Origin of the sequence: Kitasatospora arboriphila, from assembly GCF_039528095.1 — a bacterium.
In the GTDB taxonomy this organism is placed as follows: domain Bacteria; phylum Actinomycetota; class Actinomycetes; order Streptomycetales; family Streptomycetaceae; genus Kitasatospora; species Kitasatospora arboriphila.
Genome location: NZ_BAAALD010000216.1, coordinates 582 through 1,352, shown reverse-complemented (window position 1 = coordinate 1,352; position 771 = coordinate 582). Strand labels below are relative to the sequence as shown.

The 771-nt window shown below is 60.7% G+C and carries 2 protein-coding genes; both read left to right on the top strand.

Going from position 1 to position 771, the window contains the following annotated elements:
• A partial coding sequence (locus ABD353_RS39570; protein WP_344628563.1) for a mobilization protein occupies positions 1–351 on the top strand: 351 nt, incomplete at its 5' end.
• A 6-nt stretch (positions 352–357) separates the two neighbouring features.
• Complete coding sequence (locus ABD353_RS39565) at positions 358–570, top strand: MbeD family mobilization/exclusion protein (RefSeq protein ID WP_021527181.1); 213 nt, start codon at positions 358–360, stop codon at positions 568–570.
• Positions 571–771: the final 201 nt, after the last annotated feature.

The window sequence follows — 771 nt, the reverse complement described above, 5'->3', positions numbered from 1 at the left end:
GCCCACGAGCAGGGTATGAGCGCGGCCATGCAGTCGAACCGCCTGAGCGTGATGCGTATGGTCGGGCGGACATGGCAGACCATCACGATGGTGTCAGGACTGCTGTTCGCCAGCCTGAGCGGGGTGTTGTGGTATCAGGGGAGCTTGATAGCGTCAAATCTGGCCGAAATCGACCGGCAGAACGCAGCGCTGTCGAAGCTGAACGCGAAGACCTGGGGCGTGACGTACCTGGAAGACAGCAACGGACGTTTTCTGGTGCTGCCGAAGGGGACGGCCGTAGACAGGACGCAGAGCTGGACGGTCGGGAACGGGCGGTCGAAGCAGAACGCGCTGAGACTGGTGAAGGAGTAAGTGCCGATGACCGAGCTGGAAAAACAGTTGCTGAGCGCATTAGAGCAGCTACAGCAGGACTACTCGAAAAGGCTGGACGAGTGGGAGAGCGCCTTCGGGGAATGGCGGAAAATGTCAGGGCTTATGCAACGGGAGAACGCGGCGCTGAGCGAGCGCGTGACGCGCTTGAGTCAGCAGGTGGAACGCTTGAGCGGGCAACTGCAGCGTTTGAGCCGGTAGTGCAGCGTCATGAGATGGCCGTGGCCGCAGAACGGGCGCACGAGCAACGGCAGCACGAAAAGGAACTGACGGAAGCGCGTTCCCGGCAGCGAAGCTATGACGGTCCGTCGCTGGGCTGAAATGCAGGAAAACAGGGTTCTCATCGGGCATTTACGCTGAAACCGGATGTCATTCACCTGGCTGCATAGCCATGCAGCCTGC